The 24,202-nt window shown below is 40.3% G+C and carries 25 protein-coding genes and 1 pseudogene; 23 read left to right on the forward strand and 3 right to left on the reverse strand.

What is annotated here, in order from left to right:
- Window positions 1-135 precede the first annotated feature (135 nt).
- From tnpA to P7J36_RS04445, 12 genes and pseudogenes are all read left to right on the forward strand, one after another.
- A pseudogene (gene tnpA / locus P7J36_RS04390) lies at window positions 136-667 on the forward strand (IS200/IS605 family transposase).
- Between the two features lie 231 nt (window positions 668-898).
- Entirely contained in the window at window positions 899-1,489 is a 591-nt protein-coding gene (locus P7J36_RS04395; RefSeq protein WP_074389118.1) for an ATP-dependent Clp protease proteolytic subunit, read from the forward strand.
- A gap of 113 nt (window positions 1,490-1,602) precedes the next feature.
- Window positions 1,603-1,854 (forward strand): DUF2129 domain-containing protein, encoded by a 252-nt coding sequence (locus tag P7J36_RS04400; protein ID WP_408551365.1) that lies wholly within the window; start codon window positions 1,603-1,605, stop codon window positions 1,852-1,854.
- 155 nt (window positions 1,855-2,009) lie between these two features.
- Entirely contained in the window at window positions 2,010-3,182 is a 1,173-nt protein-coding gene (locus P7J36_RS04405; RefSeq protein WP_408551364.1) for an ABC transporter substrate-binding protein, read from the forward strand.
- 160 nt (window positions 3,183-3,342) lie between these two features.
- The gene (locus P7J36_RS04410; RefSeq protein WP_172099475.1) at window positions 3,343-4,230 is read left to right on the forward strand and encodes a branched-chain amino acid ABC transporter permease; all 888 of its coding nucleotides are present in this window, start codon (window positions 3,343-3,345) and stop codon (window positions 4,228-4,230) included.
- A gap of 2 nt (window positions 4,231-4,232) precedes the next feature.
- A complete protein-coding gene (locus tag P7J36_RS04415; protein WP_408551363.1) occupies window positions 4,233-5,180 on the forward strand; it encodes a branched-chain amino acid ABC transporter permease in 948 nt (315 codons plus the stop codon).
- A complete protein-coding gene (locus P7J36_RS04420) occupies window positions 5,180-5,944 on the forward strand; it encodes an ABC transporter ATP-binding protein (RefSeq protein ID WP_408551362.1) in 765 nt (254 codons plus the stop codon). Before P7J36_RS04415 ends, P7J36_RS04420 begins: the two co-directional genes overlap by 1 nt.
- Window positions 5,944-6,654, forward strand: coding sequence for an ABC transporter ATP-binding protein (locus P7J36_RS04425; protein WP_002937288.1), 711 nt, complete (start codon window positions 5,944-5,946; stop codon window positions 6,652-6,654). Before P7J36_RS04420 ends, P7J36_RS04425 begins: the two co-directional genes overlap by 1 nt.
- Before the next feature lie 362 nt (window positions 6,655-7,016).
- Window positions 7,017-7,772 carry an epoxyqueuosine reductase QueH gene (locus P7J36_RS04430; protein WP_408551361.1) on the forward strand — a complete coding sequence of 252 codons (756 nt, stop codon included), beginning with the start codon at window positions 7,017-7,019 and terminating at the stop codon, window positions 7,770-7,772.
- Between the two features lie 83 nt (window positions 7,773-7,855).
- Entirely contained in the window at window positions 7,856-8,512 is a 657-nt protein-coding gene (locus P7J36_RS04435; RefSeq protein ID WP_002935353.1) for a CBS domain-containing protein, read from the forward strand.
- Between the two features lie 93 nt (window positions 8,513-8,605).
- On the forward strand, window positions 8,606-9,433 hold the full coding sequence (locus tag P7J36_RS04440; protein ID WP_221864484.1) for a hypothetical protein: 828 nt from the start codon (window positions 8,606-8,608) through the stop codon (window positions 9,431-9,433).
- Window positions 9,434-9,438: 5 nt separating this feature from the next.
- On the forward strand, window positions 9,439-10,710 hold the full coding sequence (locus P7J36_RS04445; RefSeq protein WP_408551360.1) for a toxic anion resistance protein: 1,272 nt from the start codon (window positions 9,439-9,441) through the stop codon (window positions 10,708-10,710).
- A 36-nt stretch (window positions 10,711-10,746) separates the two neighbouring features.
- On the opposite strand, the gene P7J36_RS04450 is transcribed toward P7J36_RS04445, so the two are convergent.
- On the reverse strand, window positions 10,747-11,613 hold the full coding sequence (locus tag P7J36_RS04450; RefSeq protein WP_002935357.1) for a YitT family protein: 867 nt from the start codon (window positions 11,611-11,613) through the stop codon (window positions 10,747-10,749).
- Window positions 11,614-12,139: 526 nt separating this feature from the next.
- Between P7J36_RS04450 and tmk the strand changes: the two genes are divergently transcribed.
- The 9 genes from tmk to P7J36_RS04495 all read left to right on the forward strand — a co-directional run bounded on the left by tmk (window position 12,140) and on the right by P7J36_RS04495 (window position 18,709).
- Window positions 12,140-12,778, forward strand: a complete 639-nt coding sequence (tmk, locus tag P7J36_RS04455; protein ID WP_408551359.1) for a dTMP kinase — start codon at window positions 12,140-12,142, stop codon at window positions 12,776-12,778.
- Window positions 12,775-13,659, forward strand: coding sequence for a DNA polymerase III subunit delta' (locus P7J36_RS04460; RefSeq protein ID WP_408551358.1), 885 nt, complete (start codon window positions 12,775-12,777; stop codon window positions 13,657-13,659). Before tmk ends, P7J36_RS04460 begins: the two co-directional genes overlap by 4 nt.
- Window positions 13,660-13,678: 19 nt before the next feature.
- Window positions 13,679-13,996, forward strand: a complete 318-nt coding sequence (gene yabA / locus P7J36_RS04465) for a DNA replication initiation control protein YabA (RefSeq protein WP_029186567.1) — start codon at window positions 13,679-13,681, stop codon at window positions 13,994-13,996.
- Between the two features lies 1 nt (window position 13,997).
- Entirely contained in the window at window positions 13,998-14,861 is an 864-nt protein-coding gene (gene rsmI / locus P7J36_RS04470; RefSeq protein WP_408551357.1) for a 16S rRNA (cytidine(1402)-2'-O)-methyltransferase, read from the forward strand.
- Between the two features lie 119 nt (window positions 14,862-14,980).
- Complete coding sequence (serC, locus tag P7J36_RS04475; RefSeq protein WP_408551356.1) at window positions 14,981-16,072, forward strand: 3-phosphoserine/phosphohydroxythreonine transaminase; 1,092 nt, start codon at window positions 14,981-14,983, stop codon at window positions 16,070-16,072.
- A complete protein-coding gene (locus P7J36_RS04480) occupies window positions 16,072-16,629 on the forward strand; it encodes a GNAT family N-acetyltransferase (RefSeq protein WP_099780003.1) in 558 nt (185 codons plus the stop codon). Before serC ends, P7J36_RS04480 begins: the two co-directional genes overlap by 1 nt.
- Window positions 16,630-16,681: 52 nt before the next feature.
- A complete protein-coding gene (locus P7J36_RS04485) occupies window positions 16,682-17,863 on the forward strand; it encodes a 3-phosphoglycerate dehydrogenase family protein (RefSeq protein ID WP_408551355.1) in 1,182 nt (393 codons plus the stop codon).
- Between the two features lies 1 nt (window position 17,864).
- Window positions 17,865-18,359, forward strand: coding sequence for a methylated-DNA--[protein]-cysteine S-methyltransferase (locus P7J36_RS04490; protein WP_099831672.1), 495 nt, complete (start codon window positions 17,865-17,867; stop codon window positions 18,357-18,359).
- The gene (locus tag P7J36_RS04495; protein WP_024379686.1) at window positions 18,356-18,709 is read left to right on the forward strand and encodes an arsenate reductase family protein; all 354 of its coding nucleotides are present in this window, start codon (window positions 18,356-18,358) and stop codon (window positions 18,707-18,709) included. The genes P7J36_RS04490 and P7J36_RS04495 overlap by 4 nt, the downstream gene beginning before the upstream one ends.
- 16 nt (window positions 18,710-18,725) lie before the next feature.
- On the opposite strand, the gene P7J36_RS04500 is transcribed toward P7J36_RS04495, so the two are convergent.
- Together P7J36_RS04500 and P7J36_RS04505 are read right to left on the reverse strand one after the other, a co-directional pair.
- Window positions 18,726-19,625 carry a cation transporter gene (locus P7J36_RS04500; protein WP_105212349.1) on the reverse strand — a complete coding sequence of 300 codons (900 nt, stop codon included), beginning with the start codon at window positions 19,623-19,625 and terminating at the stop codon, window positions 18,726-18,728.
- A gap of 286 nt (window positions 19,626-19,911) precedes the next feature.
- Entirely contained in the window at window positions 19,912-20,739 is an 828-nt protein-coding gene (locus tag P7J36_RS04505; RefSeq protein ID WP_398582015.1) for an exodeoxyribonuclease III, read from the reverse strand.
- Between the two features lie 155 nt (window positions 20,740-20,894).
- On the opposite strand from P7J36_RS04505, the gene P7J36_RS04510 reads away from it, so the two are divergent.
- Window positions 20,895-22,556, forward strand: a complete 1,662-nt coding sequence (locus P7J36_RS04510; protein WP_408551354.1) for a hypothetical protein — start codon at window positions 20,895-20,897, stop codon at window positions 22,554-22,556.
- Between the two features lie 159 nt (window positions 22,557-22,715).
- Window positions 22,716-24,104 (forward strand): amino acid permease, encoded by a 1,389-nt coding sequence (locus tag P7J36_RS04515; protein WP_024384864.1) that lies wholly within the window; start codon window positions 22,716-22,718, stop codon window positions 24,102-24,104.
- Window positions 24,105-24,202 lie beyond the last annotated feature (98 nt).

The raw sequence follows: 24,202 nt of genomic DNA on the forward strand, positions 1-24,202 counted from the left end.
TCCGTCACGCTCCGTAAGGTGCGTGACAAATAAACCACCCGCTATGCGGGTGCGCGATGAAGGTTATACCAAAAAAACTCCAAACGCGATACAATAAAGGTGTTCAAGCCAATTGTAAAGCGAAAGGAGAAAAATATGGCGCAAAAGGCACATAGTTTATTACATACAAAGTGGCTGTGTTCTACCACATTGTCTTCACCCCTAAGTATAGACGAAAAATTATCTATAATCAATATCGAAGTAGTCTTGGAGAGATATTTCGACGATTGTGTAGTTATAAAGGTGTTGAAATTATCGAAGGTCATCTGATGCCAGACCATGTTCACATGTTAGTCAGTATTCCTCCAAGGTTAAGTGTATCCAGTTTTATGGGCTATTTAAAAGGCAAGAGTGCTCTTATGATGTTTGATAAACACGCCAATCTCTCTATAAATTTGGTAATCGTCATTTCTGGGCAGAGAGCTTCAACAATTTGGGGAATTGTTGAAGAGTGTAAGTTGGACTTAATGAAGCCACAATTAAGAAATATATACAAGAATAAAGAAATTATCCAGTGGATGATTTCTTCACGAGCTTAAAATCTAGAAAGCGAGTTAAACATGATATAGCACTTGATAAGTTAAGTGTAAAAGAGTATGAAGATCCCTTTAGGGATAATGGCAAGTAGTACGAATGCCTCTTTAAGAGGCTAGTGACGAGTCAAAAGCAGTGAGGCTTGAACAAAGTGAAAGTCAGCGTCTTTAGGCGCTGGCTGGTGATGTGGGCTTATAGCCCTTGTTTAAACCACCCGTTTTCACGGGTGGTCATGATTTCCTTAAATCGTGTTTTTTATTTGACCAATTTTGACTAATTCTATATAATGGGTTCATACTTGTTATTGAAATGAAGGAGGATTCGTATGATTCCAGTAGTTATTGAACAAACTAGTCGTGGTGAACGTTCGTATGATATTTACTCACGCCTGTTGAAAGACCGTATTATCATGTTGACAGGACCAGTTGAGGACAACATGGCAAACTCAATCATTGCCCAATTGCTTTTCCTTGATGCCCAAGACCCAACTAAGGATATTTATCTTTATGTCAATACACCAGGAGGTTCTGTGTCAGCAGGTCTTGCCATTGTAGACACGATGAATTTCATTAAAGCTGATGTTCAAACGATTGTTATGGGAACAGCAGCAAGCATGGGAACCATCATTGCTTCAAGCGGTGCCAAGGGTAAACGTTTCATGTTGCCAAATGCAGAATACATGATTCACCAGCCAATGGGCGGAACTGGTGGCGGTACGCAACAAACAGATATGGCTATTGCTGCTGAGCACTTGCTCAAAACCCGTAACAAATTGGAAAAAATCTTAGCTGATAATTCAGGTAAAACAGTCAAACAAATCCATAAGGATGCAGAACGTGATTACTGGATGACAGCCGAAGAAACACTTGCTTACGGCTTCATTGACCAAATCATGGACAATACAAAAGCAAAATAAGTGACTAGTTGGAAAGAGATGATTTATTCATCTCTTTTTTGAATCAGCTCAAGCTTTTCAATTTTCAATGAAAAAGGTATAATAAGTTCAGAGTTACTTGAAGAGGAGAAGTTATGTTTGAGAAACAGCCACGCACTTGTTTAACCATTTACTTGCATTACAATCGAGATGCTCGCAAGCTGAGCCAATATGGTGATTTGATTTATCATTCAAAACGATTACGCTACGTTTCTGTTTATATAAATCAAGACCAGCAAGAAGAGATTATGGCGAAACTAAAAAAAGAAAAGTTTGTCAAAAAAGTGGTTCCTTCATATATCAAAGATATCAATCAAGATTTTGTTGGTAGTTTATGGCGGGAATAAGAGGCAGTAATGTAATGTTTGAACAGGCTTGATAGCCTGTTTTTACTTGCTGTTTTCCTTTTTTAAAAAATTTTTTCTTTTTTTGTTGACAATTTTCAGATAATTCAGTATATTAGATACATCGTAAAATTTAAGAAAGATTTAAGGGGATTTTCATGAAAACAAGAAAATTTGCTGTAGCTCTTGCTACCTTCGCCTCTGCAGCTCTACTTGCAGCATGTGGTAATGTTTCAACAACTAATACTTCCGCAGCAGGTGTTGAAGTTGGTGATACATTTAAAATTGGTTATAACTTGGAACTTTCGGGTGCAGTTTCTTCATATGGTCAAACTGAAGAAAAAGGTGCCAACTTGGCTGTAAAAGAAATCAATGCAGCTGGTGGTATTGACGGTAAAAAGATTGAAGTTATCACAAAAGATAACAAATCAGAGACAGCTGAAGCAGCTACTGTAGCAACTAGCTTGGCAAGTGAAGGTGCAAACCTTGTCATCGGTCCTGCAACTTCAGGTGCTTCTGCAGCATCTATTCCTGCCTTGACTTCAGCAGGAGTTCCAATGATTACACCTTCAGGAACTCAAACAAACTTGGTTGTTAATGACAAAGGTGAAGTTCAAGACTACTTCTTCCGTGCAACATTTACTGATGGATACCAAGGTCAAATCATGGCTAAGTATGCGACTGAAAACTTGTCTGCTAAGAAAGTTGTTCTCTACTTCGATAACTCTTCTGACTACGGTAAAGGGGTAGCAGAAGCCTTCAAGAAAGCATACACAGGTGAAATCGTATCAGAAATCACATTTGCATCTGGTGATAAAGATTTCCAAGCAGCTTTGACTAAGTTGAAAGATAAGAAATTTGATGCTATTATCATGCCTGGTTACTATAACGAAACAGGTACAATCGTGAAACAAGCTCGTGGTCTTGGTCTAAACCAACCAATTCTTGGTTCAGATGGTTTTGACTCACCACAATTTACTGAATTGGCAACAGCTTCAGCAGCTTCAAATGTTTACTACCTTTCTGCTTTCGTAACTTCAGCAAGCGATAAAGCTAAAGCATTCTACGATGCATATAAGAAAGAATACAACGAAGAGCCTTCAATGTTCTCAGCATTGGCGTATGACTCAGTTTACATGGCGGCTAAAGCAGCAGAAGGTGCAGCAGATTCAAAAACAATTAAAGACAACCTTGCAGCTTTGAAAGATTTCGAAGGTGTAACTGGTACAATGTCTATTGATGCAGAGCACAACGTTGTGAAATCAGTATATGTAGTTGGTTTGACAAACGGTGAGCAATCATCTGTTGATACTGTTTCTATTTCAGAATAATCGAGTGGGCTGGTTTTTCCAGCCTTCTCTGCTTTTTCAGGATTGAAAACGTTTAAGGATTATTAAAAAATATCAAGTAACTTGCTTATTTTCAGAAAATTTTGTATAATGTAACAATGCTTATTGAGCTTGAAAATATTTAGAAAGATTGGTGAACCTAATGCTTCAACAACTTGTCAATGGTTTGATTTTAGGTTCTGTATACGCCCTCTTGGCCCTTGGTTATACCATGGTATACGGAATTATCAAACTCATTAACTTTGCCCACGGTGACCTCTATATGATGGGGGCTTTTATGGGGTATTTCTTATTAAATAACCTGACTTTCATTGCCGACGGTGGCACACGATTCTTTGTTGCCCTCATCTTGTCAATGGTTGGAACTGCTCTTCTTGGTGTCGTCATTGAATTTTTGGCTTATCGTCCCTTGCGTCATTCAACGCGTATTGCAGCCTTGATTACCGCCATCGGTGTTTCCTTCTTCCTTGAATACACCATGGTGAAATTATTTACAGCGGATGTTAAAGCTTTCCCACAAGCTATTGAGTCTGTGACTTTTAATCTTGGTCCAGTTTCAGTAACCAATATCCAGCTGATTATATTGGGTGTTTCCCTTGTTTTGATGGTTGCTCTGCAATTGATCGTTAAACGCACAAAAATGGGTAAAGCCATGCGTGCCGTTTCTGTAGACAGCGATGCAGCTCAGTTAATGGGGATCAATGTAAACCGTACAATCAGCTTTACATTTGCACTTGGCTCAGCTCTTGCGGGTGCAGCGGGAGTTCTTCTTGGTTTGTATTATAACCAAATCGAACCATTCATGGGGATGACCCCAGGTTTGAAAGCCTTCGTAGCAGCAGTATTGGGTGGTATCGGAATTATCCCTGGTGCAGCACTTGGTGGATTCGTTATCGGTATTATTGAAACATTTACTTACGTAATTGGTTTGGATACCTTCCGTGATGCAATTGTATATGCTGTTCTGATTGTTATCCTCCTTGTACGTCCAAGTGGTATTCTTGGTAAGAATGTGAAAGAGAAGGTGTAACCATGAAGCAAAATTTAAAAGTTAATGCAATTTGGTTGGCAATCTTATTAGCTGGCTTTGGAATTATTCAGGGACTTGTTTCAGCAGGGATTCTGAATTTTTACTACATCCAGATTGTTCAGCAAATCGGAATTCAAATTATTTTGGCTGTTGGCCTCAACTTGATTGTCGGTTTCTCAGGTCAATTTTCTCTTGGACATGCAGGATTTATGGCCATCGGTGCTTATGCAGTTGGTATTCTTGGTAAAATGATGCCATCTTATGGTGGATTTGCCATTGCCTTGATTGTAGGTATGTTTGTTGCGGGTGCAGTGGCCCTCTTAGTCGGTCTTCCAACCCTTCGTTTGAAAGGGGACTACCTTGCCATTGCGACACTCGGTGTTGCGGAGATTATTCGTATTTTAATTATCAATGGTGGTAGTGTAACGAATGGTGCAGCAGGTATTATGTCTATTCCACTCTTTACAAGCTGGCCTTTAGTTTATATTTTTGTAATCATCACAACCTTGGTGACAGTTAACTTCCTACGTAGTCCAATGGGGCGTGCAACCATTTCTGTTCGTGAAGATGAGATTGCGGCAGAATCAGTTGGTGTCAACCCAACATTTGTGAAGGTTTCAGCCTTTGTATTTGGTGCCATGACGGCAGCCATTGCAGGTGGTCTCCATGCAGGATACGTTGGGACAATTGTTCCGAAAGACTTTGCCTTTATGACCTCCGTTAATGTTTTGATTATCATTGTATTGGGTGGTTTGGGCTCTATCACAGGTACCTTTGTAGCAGCCATTGTACTTGGTATTTTGAACGTATTCCTCAAGAGTTACTCTGATATTTCAATGATTATCTATTCATTAGCTCTTATTCTCTTGATGATTTTCCGTCCTGGAGGTCTTTTGGGAACTAAGGAATTCAGCGTAGCAGCTCTACTCAAGAAGAAGGAGGTTAAGTAATGGCATTACTTGAAGTAAAAGATTTAACCAAGAACTTCGGTGGCCTGACTGCCGTTGGTGATGTGACCATGGAACTTCATGAAGGGGAATTGGTTGGTCTTATCGGTCCAAATGGTGCTGGTAAAACGACTCTTTTCAACCTCTTGACAGGTGTTTATGAGCCAAGCGAGGGGACAATTTCTCTTGCAGGGACTATTTTGAACGGTAAAGCACCATCAAAAATTGCTTCGCTTGGTCTTGGTCGTACTTTCCAGAACATTCGTTTATTCAAAAATATGACCGTTTTGGAAAATGTTTTGATTGGTCTTGGCAACCATGGTAAATCAGAAGTATTTGCAAGTTTCTTCCGTCTTCCAGCATTTTATAAAAATGAAGAAGAGTTGAAAAACAAGGCGATTGACCTCTTGAAAATTTTCGATTTGGATGGTGATGCGGATACACTGGCTAAGAACCTTCCTTACGGTCAACAACGTCGTTTGGAAATCGTTCGTGCCCTTGCGACTGAACCAAAAATTCTTTTCTTGGATGAACCAGCGGCTGGTATGAACCCACAAGAAACGGCGGAATTGACCCAACTTATCCGTAAGATCAAAGAAGAATTTGGCATTACTATCATCTTGATCGAACACGATATGAGCTTGGTTATGGAAGTGACGGAGCGTATATACGTATTGGAGTACGGTCGGTTGATTGCCCATGGTACACCAGAAGAAATTCGTAATAACAAGCGTGTAATTGAAGCCTACCTTGGAGGTGAAGCTTAATGGCAATGTTAGAAGTAAAAAATCTTTCCGTTAACTACGGTGTTATCGAAGCTGTTAAAGATGTTAGCTTTGAGGTTAATGAAGGTGAAGTTGTAACACTTATCGGCGCTAATGGTGCTGGTAAAACCTCTATCCTTCGTACTATTTCAGGACTTGTTCGTCCATCAGCTGGAACGATTTCTTTCCTTGGAAATGAGATTCAAAAAGTTCCTGCTCGTAAAATCGTAGCGGACGGTTTATCACAAGTTCCAGAAGGTCGTCATGTTTTTGCAGGCTTGACTGTTATGGAAAACTTGGAAATGGGTGCCTTCCTTCGCAACAATCGTGAGGAAAACCAAGCTAACTTGAAGAAAATCTTCGCACGCTTCCCACGTTTGGAAGAGCGTAAGAACCAAGATGCGGCAACCCTCTCAGGTGGTGAGCAACAGATGTTGGCAATGGGACGTGCCCTAATGAGCCAACCAAAGCTCTTGCTCCTTGATGAACCATCAATGGGCTTGGCTCCGATCTTTATCCAAGAAATTTTTGATATTATCCAAGATATTCAAAAACAAGGAACAACTGTCCTCTTGATTGAGCAAAATGCCAACAAAGCCCTTGCTATCGCAGACCGTGGCTATGTTCTAGAAACAGGAAAAGTTGTCCTATCAGGAACAGGAAAAGAACTCCTCGCCTCAGAAGAAGTCAAAAAAGCATATCTGGGTGGCTAAAACAACCCTGACGGGTTGTTTTAGGTTGGAAATGGGAACTGCCGGCAGGCAGTTTTCTTTATAACCGGATAGGCTGTTTTAATCGGGAAATAGGAAAACTAGCAACTTATGTTGCTAGTTTGTCCCCCGAGGCTGACGCCTCATTTTAGGTTGGAGATGAGAACTGCCGGTAGGCAGTTTTCTTTATAAGTGGGTTACCCCACGTTTTAAGTTGGAAATAGGAAACGCCGGCAGGCGTTTTTCTTTATCTCAAGGTCCGGAGGCCCTTTTTAGGTTGGAAATGGGGAGCCTTCTCTTATGTTATTACTATCTATGCAGTGGTCTTCAAATATAGTATAATGAATGTATATTTGGAGGTTTGTATGATTAAAGTTGAAGAGATTTTATCGACTCTATCACCGAATCAAAAGGTTAACTATGATAAAGTATTTCAAAAAATGGCGAGCACGTGGCAGGAAGCGGGGCTTCGACCGAAAATTCTCATGCATGTCTGTTGTGCACCATGCTCGACCTATACATTGGAGTACTTGACTCAATATGCAGATGTAACCATCTATTTTGCGAATTCCAATATTCATCCAAAGGCGGAGTACCAGCGGCGGGCAGCCGTGACGGCACAGTTTGTCAAAGAATTTAATCAGAAAACTGGGCAGTCGGTAGGCTACCTAGAAGCTGACTATAGCCCTCAGGAATTTTTCAAGAAAACTCAGCATCTCGCCAATGAGCCAGAGGGGGGAGATCGGTGTAAGGTTTGCTATGATTATCGGTTGTATAAGACAGCGGAGAAGGCAGTTGAGCTTGGTTTTGACTATTTTGGTTCGGCTTTGACAATCAGTCCACATAAGAATTCGCAGACCATCAATGCTGTTGGGATTGAGGTGCAGAAATTATACGATACCCAGTATCTTCCGAGTGACTTTAAGAAAAATGGAGGCTATCAGCGTTCAGTTCAAATGTGTGAAGAGTATGACATTTATCGCCAGTGCTATTGTGGATGTGTCTATGGAGCCAATGCCCAAGGTGTCAATCTCGTACAGGTAAAAAAAGAAGCTTTGGAATTTTTAAAAACGCACAGAGATTATTCCCACATTCCTTTCAAGGTACTATATAAGAATTGATTTTCATTTCTTTTCATTAAATATTGAAATCGTTTTCGGATTTGTGGTATAATAAAGTATGATTTACCAAAGGAGGAAGTCCTATGTCTGTTAAAGATTTTATGACCCGTAAAGTTGTTTATATTTCACCAGATACAACCATTGCACACGCTGCAGATATTATGCGTGAACAGGATTTGCACCGTCTACCTGTTATTGAAAATGATAAGTTGGTTGGTTTGGTCACTGAGGGAACGATCGCAGAAGCTAGTCCATCGAAAGCAACTAGCCTATCTATTTACGAGATGAACTACCTTTTGAATAAGACTAAGGTCAAGGATGTGATGATTAAGAATGTTATTACAGTCTCAGGTTACGCTAGTCTTGAAGATGCTGCTTATCTCATGTATAAAAACAAAGTGGGGATTCTTCCAGTTGTTGATAACGGTCAACTGTATGGGGTCATTACTGATCGTGATATTTTTGCAGCTTTTCTTCATGTCTCAGGGTATGGAGAAGAAGGAGTACGCGCTCGGTTCCTTGTTGAAAATAAGGCAGGGGAGTTAGAAAAAATTATTCGATTGGTGGCAGATAAGGATTATAATATTGTATCTACTGTGCAACTTGCTACCAAGTCTGGAAAAGTTGTCATCGAAGTACAGATTGACGGAAAAGTTGATGTTGAAGAAGTTCGAACTCTTTTCGAAGGTGCAGGTATCCAAGTGGATAGCTTGGTTCCAACTGTTGCTAAAAATATTTAAAAACCGAGATTTCTCGGTTTTTTTCTTTAGCTATCATTCTAGTATTTTAGGGGAATGTGATATAATAAAGTATATCATGTATGAGGAGGCTCTATGGGGCACAAATATAAAAAGTATAAGAAATATGGTAAAAATAATTCAGGACTTGTGGCCCTCCTTGTTTTATTGGCAATCGGTTTTGTCATGAGTTTCTGGTATATCTTATTGCCCATTGGACTTTTAATTGGCTATTTTTACAAGAGAGAGGCTATCCAGCGTTTTTTGAATAGAGATTCTATAAAACGCTTGCAGGTATTAGCGCTATCTATTCGTTCGGGCTATGAAAAGCATCAAGAGCTCTTGGTGGAAAAGGGTGAGGATAAGGTTGTGTTACAGTTGCGAAGCAGACTGTTAGGACAATTATTTGAATTAGATCAGCTCTATCAAAAAGTTGGAAAATATCTGAATGGATATGAAAGTAAAGAGGTTGTAGATACCTTGCAACTAAAATATCATTTAAAACTGCCAGAAGCTAAAACAGAAGAAAATACTGACACACAGGTTTCTACTGGTGGTAATGCTGTGATGGATGAACAAGGCATGATAGCGGATTTAGCTCCTGAAATTCTAGAAACCTATTGTAATATTCAAAGAGACAATCTTGTTATTCTTGAAAAGCTGGAAAAGGCGACAGATAAGCGGGAAGAATTGACAGCTATCCATGAGGCCAATATGAGTCGGTTTAACGATATTTTACAGGGCTATTTGAAAATCAAAAAATCACCGAAAGATTATTTCAACGCAGAAGAACGATTGGTGCAGGCAAAATCAGCCATGGAAATTTTTGATAAGGATTTGGATGATACCATCAAACAATTTAACGAAGCGGATATGAAAGATTTTGAAGTCAGTCTGCGTATGATGAAAAGAGAAGAGGAATAGAGAAGATGTCAGGATTTAATTTCGATATTGATCAGATTGCTAATAATAGTTTATCAACCAAGGACAAGACCACGGAAATCATTCAAGCAACGCCAGCAGGTGATTCGAAAAAAGTCTCTTTCTTGGCTCAATTGACCCCAGAACAACAGACAGGCATTCGTGCCAAGGCTCCCCAATTGGTGGATAATTTCTTAGCTAATCAAAATGCCCTCTTGGATTTTGGTAAGGAAGCGGTAGAAGAAGTCAATGCCACGGTCAATCATATTTTGTCAGAACAGAAGAAGATTGAAATTCCGCAGGTGGATGAGCTTTTGGCCAATACCAACCGTGAATTGAATGGTTTTGTGGCTAAGTATAAGGATATTTCCACAACTGCTGAATTAGAAAAGAAACCAGGTTTCTTCCAGCGCTTGTTTAAGCAGACCAAAAATGATTTGCAGGAATTTTATTTTGATTCGCAGACCATTGAAAAGAAAATGGATAGCATGGCAGCCAGTGTGGTCAAGCAGGAAGAGGTGTTGGCGCGCAATATTGTTTCTGCAGAGCTTTTGATTGAAAATAATACCAAGTCTATCGAGAATTTGGTGGGGGTCATCGCCTTTATTGAAGCGACTGGTCAGGAAGCTGCAGAGCGTGCAAAATTGGCACAAGAAAACCTCGCAACTTTAGTACCGACTACAGTCGATTATCAAGTAGCTTCTGAGAAGTTGGCACGTGTAACAGAGGTTGCTAATATCCTCGAACAACAACATTCTGAGTATATGAGTCGCTTATATGTCGCGTGGACAACGACACCGCAGATGCGTAATCTGGTCAAGGTTTCTTCGGATATGAAACAGCGCCTTGGGATGTTACGTCGCAATACTATTCCAACAATGAAATTGTCCATTGCACAGTTGGGCATCTTACAACAATCTATCAAGTCTAGCCAGACGGCAGATGCGATTGTCAATGCTAATAATGCTGCTCTTCAAATGCTTGCGGATACATCAAAAGAAGCCATCCCGATGATGGAACGCACAGCTCAGAATCCGACCCTTTCAGTAGCATCTGTTACCAAATTGGCAGAAAGTTTGGTTGCCCAAAATAATGGCATTATTGCAGCTATAGATGAAGGGCGTCAGAAACGCCGGGAGTTGGAAGCAGCTATTGTACGGTCAGCAGAGACTATCAATGATTCTGTTAAGCTACGCGATCAAAAAATCATTGCTGCTTTGCTGGAGCAAGGCAAAGAAGCACAGTCTGAGGCAGAGCAACCACTTGAAACCAATCAATAATATAAAACCTGCAGTTCAGCGAAACTGCAGGTTTGTTTAATGGCGTTCTATTGGTTTTTTATCTCGATCTAAAGTAAATCCCTCACCGAGTACTTCATGTGCGTCTGTAATGGTGATAAATGCGTGGGGGTCAATGCGATGAATAAGCTCCTTCATCTCTTGGAGTTGGCTCTTGTATATGACCGAGTAAATCATGTTGACATCGGCTTTGCTGTAGAAACCTTGTGCTTTGATAAAGGTGACACCACGCTCGATTTCACAATCAATAGCCTGAGCCAATTGGTCAGATTTTTGAGAAACAATCATAACACCCTTGCTACCATATCCGCCCTCCGTGACAAAATCAATAACCTTGGAAGCAATAGCAACCATCATTAAAGTATATAGAACTGTTCGGAGGTCTTTAAAAACAATAACAATCAGAGTTAGGATGAGGATGTCAACTGCAAGAATGATTTGCCCAATGGAGTAAGGTAGGAATTTATGACCTATACGAGCAATAATATCGCTTCCCCCAGTCGTTCCGCCAGCACGGAAGATGGTTCCTAATCCTAGTCCCATAAGAATCCCACCAAGGATACTAACGAGTATCAAATCTTGTTGTAGATTGATTGAAAAATGGATTTTTTCAAAAATGGCCAACCAAAAGGTAACGCTAAAGGTTCCCAAGATACTGAGATAGAGAGTCTTCTTACCGAGTATTTTCCACCCGAGGATGAACAATGGAATATTAATCACAATGTTCATTATCCAAGGTTGAATATGAAAAAGGTAGTAAATAATCAGCGTCAATCCAGTTGCGCCACCCTCGAATAGACGATTGGGCATGATTAAATAATTTAGCCCAAAGGCAAATAGCCCTGCACCAAGCAAAATAAGTAAAATATTTTTCAAACGAACCATAAGCACCTCCGAATATGTGTGTATATCAATTTTAAAAGATTTTCTCCTTAAAAACAAGTCAATTTTCAAGTGATTTTTTGACTAATTTTTGGTAAAATGGAATGAATATCTAAGAACCAGTATTCACAAGTGAAGTACTTGTATATATGGTCATTTAATTTCTCTTTTATTACTTCGACGAGCGAGGAAGCGTCGTTTCCTTATTTTCAAGTTCAAACGGGAGTGGGAAAGAACTCGACTGGTCTAAAAAGAGTTCCCCTCACTTCCAAGCAGTTGGCTCGGGCTAAAATAGTCCACTGGACTACTTTACTCTCACCTCCGCACAGCTCCAACTATCTCTCAGATAGTTGGAGTAAGTACTAAAAGTAAACTAAACGGCTATAAGAGATAGTTTTTCGCTAATCAGGGCAGTTTTTTTGAGGGAATACTGACTGTATTTTGAAAAAAACTAACGAAGACTAGTTGAAAAACTAGCCTTAGATGGAAGTGCTGAACTGTGTATACAGGTTCTAAGAGCGAGGGAAAGATGAGAAACGGTTTTTTTATTACATTTGAAGGTCCAGATGGAGCTGGAAAAACAACTGTATTGCAACAGTTATTGCCAGCCTTGCAGGAATTGGGACCAGAAGTAGTCACAACTAGAGAGCCAGGTGGAGTGGCTATTGCAGAAGAAATTCGCAATATAATTCTCAATCCTGCAAATACAGCGATGGATGATAAGACGGAGCTGTTATTGTTCATTGCAGCACGACGTCAGCATTTGAAAGAAAAGATTCTTCCACCCTTGGCACAGGGGAAATTGCTCTTGATTGATCGTTTTATCGATTCCTCTATTGCCTATCAAGGATTTGGACGGGGTTTGGATATAGAGGACATTCATTGGCTCAACCAGTTTGCAACAGATGGTTTAAAACCAGATTTAACTCTCTATTTTGATATTGATACAGAAGAGGGGCTGGCTCGAATTGCCCGCAATGCTGCCCGCGATGTGGATCGCTTGGATATGGAAAAAGCAGATATGCATAGACGGGTGCGTCAAGGCTATCTTAGTATTTTAGAGCAGGAACCAGAGCGGTTGGTAAAGATTGATGCCAGTCAGCCACTAGAGGCTGTTGTTGCAGATGCTCTTTCAGTCATTAAGAAACGGTTTGCAGAAAGAACATGAAGATTGAAGAACTTAGAAACTTACAACCCAGTGTATTTCAACGTTTTGTGACAATTTTAGAGCAGAGACGTTTGGCGCATGCCTATCTATTTTCAGGTGACTTTGCTAGTTTTGATATGGCAATTTTTCTCAGTCAATCGTTATTTTGTCAGGAGAAAGAAGGCGTCCTTCCTTGTCAGAAGTGTCGGTCTTGTCGCCTAATTGAAGCAAATGAGTTTTCAGATCTTACTGTTATTGCACCGCAGGGAAATGTTATCAAAACAGATACGATACGTGAATTAGTTAAGAATTTTTCACAATCTGGATTTGAATCCAATAAGCAGGTTTTCATTATTCGTGATGCTGAGAAAATGCATGCTAACGCAGCCAACTCTTTGCTAAAAGTGATTGAAGAACCTCAGTCAGCTATTCACATCTTCTTATTGACCAATCAGGAAGAAGCCGTCCTTCCTACTATCAAGAGTCGGACACAGATTATAGGTTTTCCTAAAAATATTCCGGCCATGGAGCGAATGTTAGAAGAGGAGGGCTTGTTAAAAACACAAGCGAATCTCTTAGCTCAACTGGTTTCAAGTCAAGAAGAAGCGAAAAAGTTAGCAGAAAATAAAAACTTTTTAGATTTGATGGGACAGACAAAGAAATTTACAGACTTGCTCTTGGTGGAGCCTGCACGTGCTTATTTGCAAGTTGGAATCCTAGTGTCTTTAGCTGTGGAAAAAGCTGAGCAGGGACGTTTGTTTGACCTTCTGAGTCTGATATTATCTGAGAAAATGATGGAATCGGCAAACGTACGTGAAAAAATGGATGCTGTTCTTAAGGCTAAGAAGATGTGGCAGGCAAACGTAAGTCTACAAAATAGTCTAGAGTACATAACTCTGTAAAATAAAAGAAAGGGAGATAATGGATAAAAAAGAAATTTTTGATGCCCTAGATGATTTTTCGCAAAATCTTCTAACCACGTTGGCAGAAGTGGATGCTATCAAAAAGCATTTACAGGGAGTTATTGATGAAAATATGACCCTCCGTTTGGAAAATTCCAAGTTGCGCGAACGTTTGGAAAAAGAAGATAAGACAGGCCATAAATCTTCCAACTTTGGTAAGGAGAATTTGGAGAATATTTACGAAGATGGTTTCCATATTTGTACCTTCTCTTATGGTCAACGTAGGGATAATGATGAACCTTGTATGTTCTGTGTAGAATTATTGAATCGAGATTAGGATGAAAGTACAAAAATCATTTAAGGGACAGACGAGTTTTGGGACTTTATATCTGGTGCCAACGCCTATTGGAAACTTACAGGATATGACATTCCGAGCTGTTCAGATTTTGAAAGAAGTGGATATAATTGCAGCGGAAGATACGAGAAATACAGGCCTCCTACTCAAACATTTTGAAGTAGAAACCAAGCAAATATCCTTTCATGAACACAATGCCCATGAAAAAATTCCAGTTTTGATTGATTGGCTCAAATCTGGTCAGTCCATTGCGCAAGTTTCTGATGCAGGCCTGCCTTCCATTTCAGATCCTGGTCATGACCTGGTACGGGCAGCGATTGCGGAAGATATTCCTGTTGTAGCACTTCCAGGAGCATCGGCAGGAATTACAGCCTTGATTGCATCTGGTTTGGCACCCCAGCCACATATTTTTTATGGATTTTTACCGAGAAAAGCGGGGCAGCAAAAAGAATTTTTCCAAGAAAAAAAGACCTATCCTGAGACGCAAATTTTCTATGAATCTCCATATCGTGTGGCAGATACTTTAGAAAATATGTTGACAGTTTATGGTGATCGTCAGGTAACGGTTGTTCGAGAATTGACCAAGTTATACGAAGAATACCAGAGAGGAAGCATTTCCGAATTACTAGAGTATTTGGCAGAAAATCCACTTAAGGGAGAATGCTTGATTATTGTCGAGGGTGCTGAAGAGGAAGTCTATCCTTCTGCTGATGAAGTGGACTTGAAGGCTGAGGTAGAAAGGGAAATTGCAAGCGGCATAAAACCTAATCAGGCTATCAAAGAAGTGGCCAAACGCTACCAACTCAAAAAACAAGAAGTATACGATATATATCATGGACTAGGCTAATGCTTGGTCTTTTTGGTTTTTAGGTATTTTCCGTACCTTTTCTGAGAACTCAGCATATTTTATGGAATTGTCTGAATATTTGTGATATAATGAACAGACTAACTTAATGGAGGGATTTTATGACAATCTACAACTTCTCTGCAGGTCCTGCAGTATTGCCAAAACCAGTGCTTGAACGTGCCCAAGCTGAATTCTTGGACTACAATGGTTCGGGAATGAGTGTTTTGGAGATGTCGCATCGCTCCAAGGACTTCGATGATATTATTAAAGGTGCTGAAGCGACCCTGCGTGAATTGATGGCTATTCCTGATAACTACAAGGTGTTGTTCTTACAAGGTGGAGCATCTTTGGAATTTACCATGATTCCTCTCAACTTTGCCCAAGGTAAAAAAGCCTACTATCTTGTCGGTGGCTCATGGGGTAAAAAAGCCTATACTGAGGCTGTGAAGCTGTCTAAAACAATTGACTTTGAACCAATCTTGCTTGGCTCTACAGAAGATATCACCTATGCAGAATTGCCAACCTTCGATAAAAATGATATTGATCCAACTGCTGCTTACGTGCATTTGACAACCAACAATACCATTGAAGGTACAGCTGTTTACGATATTCCAGATACCAACGGTGTTCCAGTTATTGGTGATATGTCTTCAAACATCTTAGCGGCTCGCTATAATGTTGAAGATTTTGCCATGATTTATGCTGGCGCTCAGAAAAATATTGGTCCTGCTGGTGTGACGGTGGTGATTGTTCGTGAGGACTTCCTCAATGATCAACCAATGCTTTCAAGCATGTTGGACTACCGTATTCAAGCAGAAAATGACTCTCTTTATAATACGCCACCAGCTTATTCTATCTATATTTCTAAACTCGTCTTTGAATGGGTAAAAGAAATTGGTGGTGTTGATGAGATGGAGAAAATCAACCGTGAAAAATCTGGTTTGCTTTACGATTACATTGACGCGTCAGCTTTTTACAGCAACCCTGTCCGTAAAAAAGAAGAGCGTTCAGTAGCGAACATTCCTTTTGTCTCACCAAGTGAAGAATTAGATGCTAAATTTGTCAAAGAAGCGACAGCGGCAGGCTTTAAGAACATCAAAGGTCACCGTTCAGTAGGCGGGATGCGGGCGTCACTCTATAATGCTTTCCCACGTCAAGGTGTGGTTGAATTGATTGACTTTATGAAAAAATTTGCAGCGGAGAATGTTTAATGGAAATTAGATTAGCACATCCAAATGAGATGGAGGCTATTGTCAATATTCTTGAAGATGCTCGTGCATTTCTAGCAACCTCCGGTATCAATCAATGGCAGGGAGAGTATCCAAATAAAGAGGATATCTTTGATGACATTCTTTCTGGCAGAGGTTACGTTGGTCTAGTTGACGGTAAGGTGGCAGCTTATGCCGCCGTTCATCGTGGTCAAGAAGCAGAATATGAGGCCATATATGAAGGAAAATGGCAGCACAATCATCCTGTATATACAACATTTCATAGAATTGCAGCAGCTGACGAATTTCGTGGTCAAGGAATCATACAAACTTTTTTGCAAGGTTTAATTGAAGGTCAAAAAGGACCGGATTTCCGCTGTGATACCCACGAGCAGAATAAGACAATGCAGCACATTCTAAAAAAATTAGGCTATGTCTATTGTGGTAAAGTCCCAATAGATGGAGAACGTCTAGCCTATCAAAAAATCAAGCAAAAGAGCGAGCGGAGTCTTTACCAGGAAATCAGTGAAGACGACCGTTGGTTACTCGGAAATAATTAATGAAGTAAAGAAAGTCAGGCGGCAGCTATTCCGCCTTTTTAGGTAAAAATAAATGGTATTTAGCGTACGTACTTTTAACAATATTAACCAAGTTGGTTTGAAGGAATTGGGTAATAAATTCCAGATTGATGGTGACCATGCGGCCAATCCAGATGCCTTTATCATTCGTTCTGAAAACTTGCACGGCTTTGATTTTCCTGAAAATCTGAAAGCCATTGCCCGTGCAGGAGCAGGGACTAACAATATCCCAATCGAAGAGGCAACAGAGAAAGGTATTGTTGTCTTTAACACTCCAGGTGCCAATGCCAATGCCGTAAAAGAGGCAGTCATTGCTTCTATCCTCTTGTCAGCACGTGACTATATCGGAGCGACGGCGTGGGCAAATACATTGTCAGGAGATGATGTACCTAAGCAGGTTGAAGCAGGTAAGAAGCAGTTTGCTGGGACAGAAATTTCAGGTAAGACTCTTGGTGTTATCGGACTTGGTGCTATCGGTGCGCGCATTGCTAACGATGCCCGCCGTCTGGGAATGAATGTGCTCGGTTACGACCCTTATGTATCAGTAGAAACTGCATGGACCATTTCAAGCCATGTCAAACGTGTGGATGATTTGAAAGAAATCTTTAGCAACGCGGATTACATTACTGTTCATGTTCCTTTGACAGACAAGACGCGCGATTTGTTCAATGCGGACAGTTTTGGCCAAATGAAGAAAGGAACGACTTTGATTAACTTCGCCCGCGGTGAGTTGGTCAATAACGCTGACCTGTTTGAAGCTATCGAAGCAGGAGTTATTAAGAACTACATCACTGACTTTGGTACAGAAGAAGTGCTCAATAAAGACAATATTATTGTCTTCCCGCACGTTGGTGGGTCAACAGAAGAAGCGGAGCTTAACTGTGCCATTGCGGCTGGTCAGACCATTCGCCGTTTTATGGAGACGGGTGAAATTATCAACTCTGTCAATTTCCCAAATGTCAAACAGTTCTTGGATGCTCCCTATCGGATTACCCTTATCAACAAAAACATTCCAAACATGGTGGCAAAAATCACCACAGCCGTGTCTGAATTAGGCATCAACATTGACAATATTATCAACAAGTCAAAGGGTGACTATGCCTATACCTTGTTGGATTTGGATGAAGCAGACAAGGCGAAGATTGATCTCTTGGTTGCCAAATTTGAAGCAACAGAAGCCATTGTCAAGGTTCGTGTTATCAAAAACAAAGGCTAGAATGCTGTATAAGAAAATCTATCACAGTCCACTTGGGCCCATGTCATTAATGGCTAGTGATAAGGGATTAAGAGGGGTCTGGTTTGAAGGGCAAAAATATTTTGAACGAGGCTTGAACGAGAAAGCTATTTTAGCCTCCCATCCCATTTTAGACCAGACAGCTCGATTGCTTGACAAGTATTTTTCAGGGGATCAGGTGGACTTTTCAACCCTTCCATTAGAAGCTGTGGGAACAAATTTCCAAGAGCGTGTCTGGCAATTATTGAAGATGATTCCGATTGGTCAGACGACTACCTATGGACAACTGGCTCAGCAACTGGGCCTTCGTTCTGGTCAGGCAGTAGGAGGTGCAGTTGGGCGTAATCCTTATTCTATTATTGTTCCTTGTCACCGAGTTCTCAATCAGAAAGGACAGTTGACAGGTTATGCAGGTGGACTGGATAAGAAAATCTGGCTCTTGCGACATGAGAATCCAGAATTTGAGGTGAAGAAATGATCTTATTTTATGAATATCCTAAATGTTCGACTTGTCGGGCAGCAAAAGCAGAGCTGAACAGTTTGGGCTTGGAATTTGAAGCTATTGATATTAAGTCAACACCGCCTAGCGCTGAAGAGCTAAAAGCTTGGATGGAAGCAACAGGTCTTGAATTGAAAAAGTATTTTAATACTTCAGGAAATAGTTACCGCGAACTTGGTCTGAAGGATAAATTTGACAGTTTGACGGTGGATCAAGCGTTAGACTTATTAGCTAATGATGGTATGCTGATTAAACGTCCTCTCTTGATTCAAGATGGAAAAATCTTGCAGATTGGTTATCGAACAAAATATGAAAATCTCGGTTTATAAGCCGAGATTTTGTTTATTATAGCGCATATTCTATTGAAATATATTCATGATGTTTTTTCAAAAGATAGAGCATCTGAGGCTTATCTTCTAAGAGTTTTTGGATAATTTCGTGATGGACATTGTGGAGATTGATTTTAACGCGAATCCTCATGCCTTGTTTGAAAATATGGATTTCGACATCATTGCTATCTTCCTTTAAGTAAGGCTCCAATAGCTGATAGATAGAATCATGTATCTCAGGGAAATGGATCGTTCCGTTGGCGAGTTCCTTGAAAGATGCCACTAATAAGTTCCAAGGTTCCTTAAATGAAATGATTGCTAGTGCTAGTGTCAAAAAGAAGTCACCAGTATAATGCAGGAAGCCTAACCAAGAGTTGATAGGAACAAGATAGAGCAGAAGGATTGCGATTCCAATTGCACCTGAAATGAGTCCGTCTATAAGGTTGCCTTTTGCTTCTGCTAATATGATAGTAGACAGATGATTGACTTTGGCACTCATATGGCGGTTGTATAGGTAAAGCCCCATGCAGACAAAAAACATGGTTATGGTATAAGGTAGAACGGGACCTGTAGTCATTTGATGACCGATTCCATGAACAAAGTAAGCAAAGGCTGTCGCGCTAGTTTCAAGTACAGCAAATACAAGGAGTAGTAGAGTTGCGAGAGATTTCATGATAGCGTAGAGAGGTTCTAGAAAATACAGTCCTTGAGGAAAAGTCTCGGTTTTCCGATGGCTATTTTTCGATATGTAAACTGCAACTAAGGACGAAATAAATGCTATTAGAGAAAAGACTCCATCTAGGAGGAGGGCATTTAGGTCAGTCATGATATAAACGGCAATGCCTGCTAGTCCAGATAAACCGTTCACAACAGAAGAAACAGTTAGAGATTTGCGTTCGATAATTTTATGGTCCATAATCCCTCCTTTTAATGTATATCTATATATTTATTTTCATCATAAAATGACATCGCTTTCAAATCAAGCAAATTAAAACAAGGTAGAGTGATAAGAAATAAAGGCTTAACCCCCTTACAATAGACCTACGGGTTTTAAGCCTTTAATATCTGTTATCTGATAATTGAAATCATGTTATACTCAATGAAAATCAAAATCAGACGTTGTTGACTTGATTTGATGAACTTCAGTTCTATCTGCATCTGCGTCGCCTAGTCTGATTTTCATTGAGTATTAATATCCACTATTAGAATGAAATCTCCATTACAATTGGTGTATGGTCTTGACGAGCACCGGAGTCAATCATATCTGACTTAGTTACCTTATCAGCGACGCGGTCGCTGACAAGCCAGTAATCAATTCTCCAGCCTGTGTTGTTGATTTTACTGGTGCGGCTACGTTGTGCCCACCAAGTATAGGCGTTGAGAACATCACCGTGCAAGTGGCGGAAGGTATCTGTAAAACCTTTTGCTAGAAGATTTGTAAAACCTTGACGTTCTTCATCTGTAAATCCTGGAGATTGACGGTTACTTGCGGGATTAGCAAGGTCAATTTCCTTGTGAGCAACGTTGTAGTCACCTGTTGCAAGAACAGGTTTGTGGCTATCAAGTTTTGCTAAGTAGTCAGCATACTGTACATCCCAGATTTGACGGTCAGCAAGCCGTTTCAAGCCATCACCAGCATTTGGCGTATAAACTTGTGTGACATAGAAGTCGTCAAATTCTAGCGTGATGATACGTCCTTCAGAATCCATGGTTGTTGGAGCACCAATCTCAGGGAAGGTAATGGTTGGAGTTAGATGATTTTTGTAGAGGAAGAGCGTACCAGCATAGCCTTTGCGAGCTGGTTCTACAGATGAACGCCAGGTATTGGCATATCCAGGGAAGTAGCTTTCCAAAATTTCTAGATGCTTTTTAGTCGGTCCCTTATCTGACAATTTTGTTTCCTGAATGGCGATAATATCAGCGTCTTCTGTCACAAGTGTATCGATGACTGCGCGTGATAATAGGGCGCGTGGAGACTCTGCAGTCAATGCAGCGTTAAGAGAATCAATGTTCCAAGAAATGAGTTTCATAATTTTCCTTTTCTAGTCTGTTACTGTTTTACATTATACCAAAAATAAAAGTTGCAGGCGAATATGGAAACTTGAAAAAAATTTTATAATTCTTGTATTATAACATTAAAATTGTGATACAATAGAACTAATAAATCTGTGTCAAGGAGGTTATTATGAAAAGAAAATTATTTGTTTTTGCCTGGTTAGCCCTAGTTTTGGAAATGTTAATCTACTACTGGTACCAGTTGCCTGCTTTAAATATTTGGAGTGTGGACTTCTGGATATTTTTCCTTCAATCTGTCGGGCTGGTTTGGCTCATACTTTCCATGTTCAGCTCCAAAGGTGCTTTTCAAAAGGTGACTAAGATTTCTGGTCGCCAGAGACAAGTAGATACCTATCAGATTAAAACCTCGCAACTGCCAGCTTACTTAAAATGGTTGGGACGAATTTGGGTATTGGTTATCCTGGCTTTGTTGGGGCTGGTGCTTATCAACTCACGTGTATTTCGTGCTAAGGATTACGCTGCTGTCATAAGCGTCAAGGATGCGGATTTTAAAGCAGATTTTCCTGAAACAGACATATCCAAATTGGCCCTCCTAGATCGCGCCTCAGCCGAAAAAATCGGTGATACTTATCTAGGTACCATTGACAAGGTCTCTCAGTTTGGCATTTCGGACGATTATCGCCAGATTACCATCGGTCAGCAGCCGTTTCGCGTATCGCCTTTGGAATATAAGAATTTTTGGAAATGGCTGAGCAACCATCAAGATGGGATTGGTTACTACGTGAAGGTTAATCAGACAACAGGGAAGGCAGAACTTGCCAAGTTGAGCAAAGCCATGCACTATTCAGATTCCGAATTTTTGCTGAATGATACCTTACGTCATCTTCGCCTGCAATACCCGACAACTATTTTTGGGAAACCATCCTTCGAAGTCGATGACCAAGGAAATCCATATTATATTGCAACGATTTACGAGCCAAAATTTGGACTTTCATCAAATGATCCGATTGGTGCTATTGTATTGGATGCAGTAACAGGGGAAAGTAAGAAGTATGGTCTGGAAGATATTCCAGAGTGGGTAGACCGTGTTTATTCGGCAAACAATGTTATCAGCCGTGTAGATGACCACTATACTTATCAAAATGGTTTCTGGAATACCATTTTCAGTCAAACTGGTGTGAAAAATACAACAGACAGCTATAATTATATTTCTATCGGCTCAGATATTTATCTCTACACAGGTATCACCTCAGCAACTGCTGATTCATCCAACCTTGGATTCATTCTTGTCAATATGAGAACTCGTGAAATTACCAACTACAAATTGGCTTCGGCGACTGAAACAGCAGCGCAAGAGTCCGCAGAAGGCGAAGTGCAGGAAAAAGGCTATAAAGCCACTGCTCCAAGCCTAGTTAAGTTGGCAGATACAGCCTACTATTTAGTATCCTTGAAAGATGATGCCGGCTTGGTTAAATCATACGCTCTTGTTGATGCCGAAGATTATCAACAGGTTACTGTTAACAACGATATTGCGCTCTTAATTTCTCAAGTCACAGGAACGGATGCTTCTAGCCTTTCAGGATTGACGGTGACTGAAAATGGAGAAGTTGGTGAACAGACTGAGGTTATCAGTGGAAAAGTAGAAGCTTTAGCGAGTCAAATAATTGGCGGTGCGACAATCTACTATATTGAGTCTGAGGGCAAGATTTATAAAGTCAAAGCAACGGAAGATAGTACAGATCGATTACCATTTATCAAAGTAGGAGATCACTTTAGCGGTCAGTTAGATAAGAAAAATTATCTTAAAAACTTTAAGGTTAATTCAGAATAATCATAAGAAAGAGTGAGGTAGAAAAGCCTTGCTCTTTTGCTTGTCATCACCCATGCGAAATATTCCAACTTATGGTATAATGGGGCGTTGTGGTTCTCTGACAGGAATCGGTAGCTTGTTCTGTCGAGTATCCATATTCTTATTCTGAAGGAGTATTTTGTGAGTTTATTTAGAAAAAAACAAGCAGTCGGTCGCAATAGTCAAATGCGCCGGCATTTAGGCTTGGTTGATTTGATATTTTTAGGTATCGGTTCGATGGTTGGAACAGGTATCTTTACGGTAACTGGTTTGGCAGCAGCCCAGTATGCAGGGCCAGCTCTGATCATCTCAATTGTTATTGCAGCAATTTCAGTCGGACTAACAGCCTTGTTTTACGCAGAATTTGCCTCGCGTATACCGACTAACGGTGGTGCCTATGGTTATCTCTACTCGGTTTTTGGTGAATTTCCTGCCTGGATTGCTGGCTGGCTGACAATCATGGAATTCTTGACTGCTGTATCGAGTGTTGCATCTGGTTGGGGAGCTTATTTGAAAGGACTCCTGGCTAATTTTGGTATCGCTATGCCGACAGCTCTGAATGGAACTTTTAACCCCGCTGCAGGCACCTATGTAGACCTCTTACCAGTTCTCGTCTTAATTTTCGTAGTAGGAGTGGTCTTGCTTAATTCTAAGGCGGCTCTTCGTTTCAATTCAGCCTTGGTAGTTTTGAAATTTTCAGCGTTGGCATTATTTATTTTAGTAGGGTTATTCTTTATCAAACCAGAAAACTGGTCGAACTTCTCTCCTTTTGGCTTTGGTGCCATTTATGGTGGACAGGCGGGAATTATGGCGGGAGCGTCTCTCATGTTCTTTGCCTTCCTGGGATTTGAGTCTATTTCATTAGCGATTGATGAGGTGAAAAAACCTGAGAAGAATGTACCAAAAGGAATTGTATTGTCTCTATCTATTGTAACAATTCTTTATATTGTAGTGACATTAGTCTTGACTGGTATGGTTCACTATACTAAGTTGAATGTAGCAGATGCGGTTGCCTTTGCACTTCGAGAAGTTGGATTGGATTGGGCAGCGAGTTATATTTCTATTGTAGCAATCCTAACATTGATTACAGTATGTATTTCGATGACCTACGCCTTGTCGAGAATGGTCTATTCCATCAGTCGTGATGGTTTGCTACCGAAATCATTGAGCCGATTGACACAAACAAGCAAGGTTCCTAAAAATGCGACCATTCTTGTGGGAATTTTTGCAGCCATTTGTGCAGGTATTTTCCCACTAGCAAGTATTGCTTCCTTCCTCAATATCTGTACCTTAGCTTATTTGATCATGCTGGCGCTGGGCATTATTCGTCTGCGTCAAGTCGAAGGTTTGCCAAAAGATGGACAATTTAAAACACCTCTTGTTCCCTTGTTGCCTATCCTCTCGATTATCATTTGTCTTTCATTTATGTTCCAATATAGTTTAGATACTTGGTTAGCATTCGGAGTATCCTTGGTCATTGGAATTTTGATTTACTTCTGTTATGGCTATCGTCATTCGGAAGCCAAATAATAGATTTCCCTTCTTTATTTGAAGGGATTTTTTTGTACAATTTTTTTATAGAAATAATGGAAAAATTAAAAATAAAATAGTATAATATATACAATGAT

The sequence above is a fragment of the Streptococcus suis genome (assembly GCF_046032115.1).
GTDB lineage: Bacteria > Bacillota > Bacilli > Lactobacillales > Streptococcaceae > Streptococcus > Streptococcus suis_AJ.